The following is a 9,422-nucleotide window of genomic DNA, read 5'->3' on the forward strand; positions in this document are numbered from 1 at the left end:
TACCGGCGGCACCCGTCGGACCAGCAGGGCCCGTCGCACCATCAGCACCATTGGTGCCAGCAGCACCCGTGGCACCCGTGGCGCCCGTCGGACCAGCAGGACCCGTCGCACCATCAGCACCATTGGTACCCGCGGCACCCGTGGCACCCGTCGGGCCGGTGGCGCCGTTGGCACCAGCCGGGCCCGTGGCACCGGTCGCGCCCTGCAAACCCGTCGCGCCCGTCGGACCGGCAGGACCCGTCGCACCATCAGCACCATTGGCACCGGCCGCACCCGTCGGACCGGCAGGACCGGTCGCGCCCGTGGCACCGTTGGCGCCGTTGGCACCAGACGCGCCGGTAGCGCCCGTCGCGCCCTGCAGACCCGTCGCACCCGTCGGACCCGTCGCACCCGTCGGACCATGAGCACCAACAGCACCCGACGCACCCGTGGCGCCGGTCGCGCCCTGCAGACCCGTCGCACCCGTCGGACCGGCAGGACCCGTAGGACCGGTGGCGCCGTTGGCGCCGTTGGCACCAGCCGGGCCCGTGGCACCAGTTGCGCCCTGCAGACCCGTCGCACCGGTCGGACCGGTAGAACCGTTGGCCCCCGTCGGGCCCGTCGGGCCGGTGGGGCCGGTCGGACCGGAGGAACCCGGACCGCCTTCACAGAACGGCACACTGCCCTGGGTGACGATGTAGCGGGCGCTCATCCAGCCGCTGCCGTTGGACAGCAGGTACCACAGTGGGTTCCCGCCGACAATCTCGCCGTCCACCTGGCAGGCGATGGACACCGTGCCGCCGGAGGGCACGTTGCCCACGATCGCCGACTGGGTGTCGGGAGCGCTGCGGATGTTCTGAGAGGTCTGGGAGATCACCGTCCCGGACACACTGGCCGCCACCCGGCTGGCCATCGCTCGGTTGTCCGCCGGCGTGTACGTGGGGCTCGGCGCTCCGTGAGCGATGTCCATGGGGCACAGCGCCAGGGTCAGTCCCAGCGACATGGCGCCCAGGGTTGAACGGGACAGGATGTCCCAGCTTCTCGATTTGCGCATCTTGGATTCCTTACCGGATCTGCGTGGGTCGGAGCCGTGACTGTGACAGGTGCAACACAGGAAAGGCATATGCGCCACGCCGCCGATCTACCGACTGGGTGCAGATAGCCCCTGTGTGGAGGAGAAATCCCTCGGCCATCTGCCGCCTGGTAAAGACCGGTTGATCCGCTGAGCATTCCGCGAAGGCCACGCCGACAACCCCGTGTCGCGTCGCGACCACCGGATTGCAGCGCACTAGCGTCGCTCTCCGCGGCGACGGGATGGCTGATCCCGCGCACCGCGCCAATTCCCCGTGGAGTGTTACTCCATCGAAGCCAGATCGGAAATGTATATGACAAATCTGATCGACCGCTCCACTGAAGAACGGTCACCCACACTGCATCACAAGCCGTCAATCTGCCTGTGCATGATTGTCAAGGACGAGGCGCAGGTCATCGAGCGATGCCTGAACTCGCTGCGCGACCTGGTGGACGCATGGGTCATCTCCGACACCGGCTCACGTGACGGAACACAGGAACTGATCCGCGCCACGATGAAGGGGATTCCGGGGGAACTCCACGAGGACCCGTGGACCAATTTCGGCCACAACCGAACCCTGAACATCCAGCGCGCACGCGGCAAGGCCGACTATCTCCTGCTCGTCGACGCCGACATGGCCGTCCGACGGGACGGCCCACTGTCCGAACTGTCCGAACTGAGCGCCGACTCCTACATGCTGCGCCACCTCGGCCCCCTTGAGTACCGCATCCCCAGGCTGGTCAGAGGGGACCTCCCGTGGCGCTACGAGGGCGTGACCCACGAGTACCTGACCGCCGATCAACAGCACACCGTCGCCAATCTCTCGGCGCTCAGCATCGAACACTTCGCCGACGGCGGCTCGCGCGGGGACAAGTTCACCCGGGATGCCCGCCTGCTGCGCGAGGACCTCAAACGCGATCCGGACAATCCCCGCACGGTCTTCTACCTCGCGCAGACTCTCCGTGACATGGGTGAAACCCGGGAAGCGATCGCGGCCTACGAGCGCCGGGCCGGCATGGGCGGATGGGACGAGGAGGTGTACTACGCCCTGCTGCAGGTGGGCGTGCTCAAGGCCGACCGCGGTGACTGGCCGGACGCCATGGACGCTCTCACCCGCGCGTGGGAGAGCCGGCCGCAGCGGTTGGAGGCCTGCTACGAACTGGCTTGCCGGTTGAGGAAGATGGGTCGCTATCAAGCGGCTCACGCCGTCGCCACCGCCGGCCTGGGCCGTCCCGCTCCCGACGACTGGCTGTTCATGGAACCCTGGATCTACAGCTGGGGCCTGCTCTTCGAGCACTCCATCACCTCGTACTGGACCGGTGACCCGCGCGGGTCACTGACCTCCTGTGATCGCCTCCTCTCCCTGCCCGACCTCCCGGCCGCCCATCGCGAACAGACCATCATGAACCGCAAATTCGCGGCCGACCGTACCGTCGAGCTCTCCGCCCGGTCGACACCCGCCACATTTGCCCGCGCGAAGATTGCATGACAAGCGCGCGGGACTGCCGGGAGCAATCCCGGAGAGGCCCGGAGGTCCCGTCCCGGTGACGTTGTGCCGCCCCTGCGGTCACTTCCGGTACAGCGCCTCGATCTCCGCCTCGAAGTCCCGCGCGATCGCGCCGCGCTTCAGCTTCAGCGACGGCGTCAGGTGCCCGCCGTCCTCCGTGAAGTCCACGGACAGCACGGTGAATTTACGGATCGACTCGGCGCGGGAGACCAGCCGGTTGGCCTCGTCGACCGCCCGTTGCAGGGCCGCGCGCAGCTCGTCGTCGACGACGAGGTCCCGGATCGGCACGTCCTGCTTCTTCGTCATCCGCCGCCAGTGGGCGAGTCCGTCCGGCTCCAGGGTCGTAGAGCGCGCGGGCCGCTTTCAGGACCGGGCCGGGGCCGGGGCCCGTGCCGTGTTCGGCGGCCTCGACGGCCTGTCCGTACCGCTGGGCGATCCGCGCGGCGCGGTCGAACGACGAAGCGCGTCCCACTCTTCTCGGCCGTGGCGCGGCCGGTGTTGTAGACCTTCTCCAACACGTACGGGCCGTGGAACCTGGGCGCAGGTTCTGATCGTGGGTCAGTCCCCGGGACGGGACGACGAGGTCGTCCAGGAAGCCGCGTTCGTACGCGGCCGCGAGCCGTTGGTGGCTGGTGGCCGCGAGGAGGTCCTGGTCCTCGCGGGTGATGCTCCAGCGGCGGGCGGTGATCGCCGCGTGATCGCCCATCGAGAGGCCGGTACGGGGTTCGGCGTTGCGTGGGATGTCCAGGACGAGGTGCCGGGGGCGCATCCCGGCGAGTGCCTTGATGCGGGCGCCTGTCGACGTGGCCCGACGGGCGGAGAGCAACAGGGTGCGCAGCTCGTCGTTGACGCGGAGGGGCGCGTCGCTCGCGGTGTCCGTGCCGCCCGCGATCGCCGAGTCGACGGCACCGAGCGTGATCTTGTCGGCGGCGGCGATGACGGCCTGGAGGCCGGTGCCGCAGGCCTGCTGGATGTCGTACGCGGGGGTGCACGGGTCGAGCTCCGAGCCGAGCACGGTCTCGCGGGCCAGGTTGAAGTCGCGGCTGTGCTTGAGGACGGCTGCCGCGACGAACTCGCCGACCCGCTGCCCCTGGAGTCCGAACCGCTCGACCAGACCGCCCAGCGCGGCGGTGAGCAACTGCCGGTTGGATGTCTGGGCGTACGGGCCGTCGGAGCGCGCGAACGGAATGCGGCTGCCGCCGATGTGACCGCGACCCTGCGGGGCTGCGGGAGTGCGAGAGGGATCACCTCGACCAGTTCCTGACTCTTGAGTAACCTTACTCCGGAGTAAATCTACGACCGAGTAGGGAGTCTGGACAATGGCCGACCGCTGTCTGCACTTCACCGGCACAGCACCCGGCCGTTTTCTGACCCGGCGGCTCGGCCTCCCGCAGCCCGCCCCGTTGCGCCGCTGGTCGCCGCAGACCCCGTCGCTGGACGGGCCGTTGCTGCACCTCACCGCCGGGGACTCCGCCGTCACGGAGGAACTCGGCGCACTTCTCACGGCGACCGGACCGGTCGTCACCGCGCGGGCCGAACGCCCTGCGGGGATGGTGGTGGACACGACGGCCGTCGACACCCCGCGCGGGCTCGCCGACGTCCACGCGGTGCTGCATCCGGTGATCCGTTCGCTGGCGCCGGGCGGGCGCGTCGTGGTGGTGGGGGTGCGGCCGTCGGCCGACGATCATCACCAGGCCGCCGCCCAGCAGGCCCTCGAAGGCTTCGTACGTTCACTGGGCAAGGAGATCGGCCGGGGCGCCACCGTACAGCTGCTCCGCGTCGCCCCGGATGCCCTCGCCTCGGCCGGGTCCACCCTCCGCTTCCTCCTCTCCCCCCGGTCCGCGTACGTCAGTGGTCAGGTGATCGAGCTGACCTCGGCCGCCCCCGATCCCGTCGCCGACTGGGAGGTCCCGCTCGCCGGGCGCACCGCGCTGGTCACCGGCGCCGCGCGCGGCATCGGCGCCTCGGTGGCCTCCGTACTGGCGCGGGACGGCGCCCGCGTCGTCTGCCTCGACATCCCGCAGGCGAAGGACGAGCTGGCCCGTACCGCGGACCGGCTCGGTGCCGCGGCCCTGCCGCTGGGCATCACCGCGGACGACGCCGCGGAGCGGATCGCCGCGACGGCCCCGGGCGGTCTCGACGTCCTCGTCCACAACGCGGACATCACCCGCGACCGTCGGTTCGCCAACATGCCGGCCGACCGCTGGGCCTCGGTCGTCGACGTCAATCTGGACAGCGTGCTGCGCACCACGGACGCCCTGCTCAAGGCGGGCACCGTCCGTCGCGGCGGCCGGATCGTCGCCACCGCGTCCATCGCCGGCATCGCGGGCAACAACGGGCAGACGAACTACGCGGCCGGCAAGGCGGGCATCATCGGCCTGGTCCGTTCGCTGGCGCCGCGCGCCGCCGCCGACCACGGCGTCACGGTCAACGCGGTGGCCCCCGGCTTCATCGAGACGAAGATGACCGCGGCCGTCCCCCTCTTCATCCGGGAGGCGGGCCGCCGGATGAACTCCCTCGCGCAGGGCGGCCTCCCGGTCGACGTCGCCGAGACGACCGCCTGGTTCGCCCAGCCCTCGTCGACGGCCGTCAACGGCCAGATCGTCCGGGTCTACGGCCAGAGCCTGCTGGGGGCGTGACGCCCGATGACGGCTGCTGCCCCTTCCCGGGCCCTGACGGCATCACTCGTACGAGGTGCGCTCACCTCCCCGTTCAAGCGCGCCGGCCGATCCGGTGCCACGCTCACCGCCGAGCGGCTGACGGCCGGAAACGTCCGCGTCGCCCCCGACGCCCTCGCCGCGTACAGCAGGATCTGCGGCTTCCCCGATTCGGACCCGCTGCCACTGACATACCCCCATGTGCTGGGTTTCCCGCTCGCGATGCGTCTGATGACCGCACGGAGGTTCCCGCTGCCGGTCGTCGGGCTCGTCCACACCTGGATCGAGATCACCCGCCACCGGGCGGCACCCGTCACGGATCCGCTCGAACTGACCGTGTACGCAGACGGATCGACGCCGCACCGACGTGGCACCGAGGTCACGATGGTGACGGAGGCCCGTTCGGGCGGCGAGCTGGTCTGGGAGTCGCGCAGCGGCTATCTGTCCCTTCACCCGACCACGACCACAGGTGCTCCCGGCGCTGTCGGCGCAGCCCCTGCCACCGAGCTCCTCGCCGTCGCCGAATGGCGGCTCCCCGGAGATCTGGGACGTCGCTACGGTGCGGTGTCCGGTGACCGGAACCCCATCCATCTGTACTCGCTGACGGCCCGGCTGTTCGGCTTCCCGAGGGCCATCGCGCACGGCATGTGGACGGTCGCCCGCTGCCTGGCCGAGGCCGACGATCCGGGCCGGATCCGTTCCGCGCGCGCCGACTTCAAGGCACCGGTCCTGCTCCCGGCGACGGTGACGTACGCGGCGGACGGCTCGGGCTCCGTGTTCCAGCTCCGCAGCGGCAGCCGGGTCCACCTCACAGGGGCGACGACGCGGGACGGTGGGGGAGCGGATTCGTGACCGGCCGGTCGCGGCACTGGCTCTGACCGGCCGACTGGTTCGGCGGCAGCCACGGGCGCCCCTGCATGAGGTTTCCCAGACCCGCCCAGGCGAAGTTCATCAGAGTGGCCGCGGCTTCCTTCGCCGAGACGCCCGGGGTGTCGTTGGCCCAGCCGGCAAGCGACTCCGCGGCCCCCACGAGGGCCTGCGCCAGACCCGCCACATCGCGGTCCGGCAGCGCCGGATCCTGGTGGGCCTCACGGGCCGCCGCACCGATCAGACCCGTCACGAACGCAACGATCTCGTCGCGCATCACCATGACCTCGGTGACGAACGACTCCCCGTGCGTACGCGCCTGCCGGTGCAGTACCGCCCAGCCGTCCGGGTTCTCCGCGGTGTGCGTGAAGAACGCCCGCAGCCCCGCCCACAGTTGCCGATCCGCCGGAAGCTCCGGCTCCACCCCCGACCGCACCGCTGCGACCAGCGCTTTCGCCTCGCGCTGAATGCAGGCGGTGAAGAGCTCCTCCTTGGAATTCAGATACAGATAGACCAGCGGCTTGGACACCCCGGCCAACTCCGCGATCTCGTCCATCGAGGCGGCCCGGTATCCGCGCCGCCCGAACGTCCGTACCGCGGCGTCCATCATCTGCTGCTCGCGCACGGCACGCGGCATCCGTTTGCTCTTCACAGCACCCACGTCCGAGTTCCTCCCGCCCCCGCTGCCCTGCTCCTCGGCAAGAGTACGGCGCAGGCCCCTCGCCCGTCGTACGGAGAGGGCTTCGCGCGTACGGAGAGGGCTTCCGGGATCACCCCGTGGTGGGACAGCGGCCCCCGAGGTCGGGTTCCAGCACTGATCCGGCCCGGACGGGACGAGGGGCGTCGCGTCACGCACGCACGTGATGCTCAGAGCCCGAGTGCCACGTGCGTGCGGTAGTGCGGGCACCGGGTGAAGTCGCCGTGCTCGCAGCCCAGCGCGCACTCGACCAGGTCCAGCGAGGCCCGCGCGGCAGCGATACGGGTCCGCAGCCGCGCCGCCTCACCGACGAGCACCGCCCGACGCTCGGCGGGGTCCGCGGCGGCGACCAGGACCCGGATCGCTTCCCCCGCCACACCTCTCGCCGCGCTCCTCGACACGGCCGAGCGGGTCCCGGGCGCCGCCGCCCTCCGGCACCACAGCTACGAACTGCTCCGGGCAGGAGCGGGCACCGCCGTCGTCGACATCGGCTGCGGAACCGGAACCGCCGTGGCCGAGCTGACCGCGCTCGGTGCCCGCGCCATCGGCGCGGATCTCGACGCGCGGATGGTCGCCGCCGCCCGGGAGCGGCGCCCCGACGCGGACATCCGGACGGCGGACGCGTACGCCCTCCCCTTCCCCGACCACTCCCTGCACGGCTACCGAGCCGACAAGGCGCTGCACGCCCTCGCCGACCCCGCTGCCGCACTGCGCGAGGCGCGACGGGTCCTGATCGCCGGCGGGCGGGCCGTCCTGATCGGACAGGACTGGGACACCTTCGTCATCGACTCCGACGACCCCGCCCTCACCCGTACCGTCGTGCACGCGAAGGCCGACACGGTACCGAGCCCCCGGGCCGCCCGCCGCTACCGGAATCTGCTGCTGGACGCGGGCTTCGAGGACATCGGGGCGCAGGTGCGTACGACAGTCCTCACCGACGCCGCGGCCCTGCCGATGCTCACCGGACTGGCAGAGGCGGCCAGGGCCGCGGGCGCCCTCACCGCCGCGGAGGCCTCGGCCTGGACCGCGGACCAGCGCGCACGCGCCCGGACAGGACGGCTGTTCCTCGCCCTCCCCCTCTTCGTCGCCTCGGGCACCGCTCCCTGAGCTGCCGGTCGGAGCCCGCGTGCAACGGCGAGCGCCCCCCCGGTCCGTCGACGGACCGGGGGGGCGCTCGGCGCCAGGGTCTTTCGTTCGGATCAGGCCCGGCATGATCCGAACGAGAGGCCCCAGCCGCAATCGTTACGCGGCGACCGGCACGCGCTCCGGCTCGGCGTCGCGCACCTCGGCGTCGACCGGGGACGAGGAGGCCGAGTTGTACGCGTCGTGGTCGAGGATCTTCTCGCGGGCCGAGACGATCACCGGGATCAGCGCCTGGCCCGCAACGTTCGTGGCCGTACGCATCATGTCCAGGATCGGGTCGATGGCCATGAGCAGGCCGACGCCCTCCAGCGGGAGGCCCAGCGTCGACAGCGTGAGGGTCAGCATGACCGTCGCGCCGGTGAGACCGGCGGTGGCGGCGGAACCGATCACCGAGACGAACGCGATCAGGATGTAGTCGCCGACACCCAGCTGGACGTCGAAGATCTGCGCGATGAAGATCGCCGCCAGCGCCGGGTAGATCGCGGCGCAGCCGTCCATCTTGGTGGTGGCGCCGAACGGGACCGAGAAGGAGGCGTACTCCTTCGGGACGCCGAGGCGCTCGGTGACCTTCTGGGTGACCGGCATCGTGCCGACCGAGGAGCGGGAGACGAAGGCCAGCTGGATCGCCGGCCAGGCACCCTTGAAGAACTGCAGCGGGCTGAGCTTGGCGACGGTGGCGAGCAGGAGCGGGTACACACCGAACAGCACCAGGGCGCAGCCGATGTAGATGTCGGCGGTGAACGTGGCGTACTTGCCGATCAGGTCCCAGCCGTAGTCGGCGATCGCGTAGCCGATGAGGCCGATGGTGCCGATGGGGGCGAGACGGATGACCCACCACAGGGCCTTCTGGAGGAGCTCCAGGACGGACTCGCTGAGGGTGAGGATCGGCTGGGCCTTCTCCCCGAGCTGCAGCGCGGCGATACCGGCGACGGCGGCCATGAAGACGATCTGGAGCACGTTCAGCTCGGTGAACGGGGTGATCACGTTGTCCGGGATGATGCCGGTGAGGAAGTCCAGCCAGGAGCCCGCGTGCTCCGGCAGCTTGCCGTCCTTCGCCGTGAGGCCGGTGCCGGAACCAGGGTTGGTGACCAGACCGATCGCGAGGCCGATGGCGACCGCGATCAGCGAGGTGATCATGAACCAGAGCAGGGTGCGGGTGGCCAGCCGGGCGGCGTTGTTGACCTTGCGCAGGTTGGTGATCGACACCAGGATCGCGAAGAAGACGAGCGGCGCGACGGCCAGCTTCAGCAGCTGGACGAAGAGGTGGCCGACCTTGTCGAGCGTGGTGTAGAGCCAGTTGATGTCGTACGTACGGGCGAGCCACCCGAGGACGACACCGAGGACGAGGCCGGCGACGATCTGGGCCCAGAACGGGACCTTGGGTATACGGAAGCCGGAGCCGGACGGGCTGTCGGTCTCGGCGGTGGACGCGGGATTCGCGGACACGGACACACTCCTGATGTGACGCATCGGGGCGCACGGGGACGTTGTGCGGGGGGG

The 9,422-nt window shown here is 70.7% G+C and carries 8 protein-coding genes and 2 pseudogenes; 4 read left to right on the forward strand and 6 right to left on the reverse strand.

Annotation, left to right across the window (positions count from 1 at the left end; all coding sequences use genetic code 11):
• Positions 1-1,102 (reverse strand): SH3 domain-containing protein (locus ABZ826_RS07410; protein WP_361443810.1); only part of this gene is annotated, 1,102 nt, incomplete at its 3' end.
• A gap of 337 nt (positions 1,103-1,439) precedes the next feature.
• On the opposite strand from ABZ826_RS07410, the gene ABZ826_RS07415 reads away from it, so the two are divergent.
• Positions 1,440-2,540 (forward strand): glycosyltransferase, encoded by a 1,101-nt coding sequence (locus ABZ826_RS07415; RefSeq protein ID WP_361443622.1) that lies wholly within the window; start codon positions 1,440-1,442, stop codon positions 2,538-2,540.
• 78 nt (positions 2,541-2,618) lie between these two features.
• Here ABZ826_RS07415 and ABZ826_RS07420 read toward each other — a convergent pair.
• Positions 2,619-3,082, reverse strand: a pseudogene (locus tag ABZ826_RS07420) (hypothetical protein); the annotation flags it as partial.
• Between the two features lie 2 nt (positions 3,083-3,084).
• Positions 3,085-3,815 (reverse strand): annotated as a pseudogene (locus ABZ826_RS07425) (beta-ketoacyl synthase N-terminal-like domain-containing protein); the annotation flags it as partial.
• A 62-nt stretch (positions 3,816-3,877) separates the two neighbouring features.
• Between ABZ826_RS07425 and ABZ826_RS07430 the strand changes: the two are divergent.
• Positions 3,878-5,197, forward strand: coding sequence for a 3-oxoacyl-ACP reductase (locus ABZ826_RS07430; protein WP_361443625.1), 1,320 nt, complete (start codon positions 3,878-3,880; stop codon positions 5,195-5,197).
• A 6-nt stretch (positions 5,198-5,203) separates the two neighbouring features.
• Complete coding sequence (locus tag ABZ826_RS07435; RefSeq protein ID WP_361443628.1) at positions 5,204-6,067, forward strand: MaoC/PaaZ C-terminal domain-containing protein; 864 nt, start codon at positions 5,204-5,206, stop codon at positions 6,065-6,067.
• On the opposite strand, the gene ABZ826_RS07440 is transcribed toward ABZ826_RS07435, so the two are convergent.
• Together ABZ826_RS07440 and ABZ826_RS07445 are read right to left on the reverse strand one after the other, a co-directional pair.
• The gene (locus ABZ826_RS07440; protein ID WP_361443813.1) at positions 6,024-6,719 is read right to left on the reverse strand and encodes a TetR/AcrR family transcriptional regulator; all 696 of its coding nucleotides are present in this window, start codon (positions 6,717-6,719) and stop codon (positions 6,024-6,026) included. The two genes, ABZ826_RS07435 and ABZ826_RS07440, sit on opposite strands and share 44 nt — an antisense overlap.
• 230 nt (positions 6,720-6,949) lie before the next feature.
• The gene (locus ABZ826_RS07445; RefSeq protein ID WP_361443835.1) at positions 6,950-7,156 is read right to left on the reverse strand and encodes a hypothetical protein; all 207 of its coding nucleotides are present in this window, start codon (positions 7,154-7,156) and stop codon (positions 6,950-6,952) included.
• A 73-nt stretch (positions 7,157-7,229) separates the two neighbouring features.
• Here ABZ826_RS07445 and ABZ826_RS07450 point away from each other — a divergent pair, with 73 nt between their 5' ends.
• On the forward strand, positions 7,230-7,886 hold the full coding sequence (locus ABZ826_RS07450; protein WP_361443816.1) for a methyltransferase domain-containing protein: 657 nt from the start codon (positions 7,230-7,232) through the stop codon (positions 7,884-7,886).
• A 135-nt stretch (positions 7,887-8,021) separates the two neighbouring features.
• Here ABZ826_RS07450 and ABZ826_RS07455 read toward each other — a convergent pair whose 3' ends face one another.
• The gene (locus ABZ826_RS07455) at positions 8,022-9,368 is read right to left on the reverse strand and encodes a dicarboxylate/amino acid:cation symporter (protein ID WP_361443631.1); all 1,347 of its coding nucleotides are present in this window, start codon (positions 9,366-9,368) and stop codon (positions 8,022-8,024) included.
• Between the last annotated feature and the right edge of the window lie 54 nt (positions 9,369-9,422).

Origin of the sequence: Streptomyces sp. NPDC047515 (genome assembly GCF_040643055.1) — a bacterium.
Taxonomy (GTDB): Bacteria; Actinomycetota; Actinomycetes; order Streptomycetales; family Streptomycetaceae; genus Streptomyces.